The 311-nt window shown below is 34.4% G+C and carries 1 pseudogene; it reads left to right on the top strand.

The annotated features are described in order from the left end of the window. Positions 1 to 311 (top strand): annotated as a pseudogene (locus LJD32_RS15190) (6-phospho-beta-glucosidase); the annotation flags it as partial.

Here is a 311-nt window from a genome sequence, read left to right as displayed (position 1 = left end):
TCAACAGGAGCAAGAGCTATTGCCTTTGGACCATTACAACCAGCTCAAAGAGGATGGTTACAATGCATGAAAAACATGGAATTATGTGTTGAAGAAGCAGCTGTAACTGGTGATTATGGATTATTAATGCAAGCATTCATTTTAAATCCACAAACAGTATCAGGACAAAAAATGGTGAATGTTTTAAATGAATTATTGATTGCTCATGAAAAATACTTACCACAATTTGTAGATAAGATTGCCGAGTTAAAAGCAGCAGGTGTTACCATCAAAGATGATGTTGCACGTGAATTAACTGAAAAAGGTTTATA

The sequence above is a fragment of the Faecalibacillus sp. TM498 genome (genome assembly GCF_020589955.1).
In the GTDB taxonomy this organism is placed as follows: Bacteria; Bacillota_I; Bacilli_A; order Erysipelotrichales; family Coprobacillaceae; genus Faecalibacillus; species Faecalibacillus intestinalis.
This window is presented reverse-complemented; position numbering and strand designations above follow the sequence as displayed.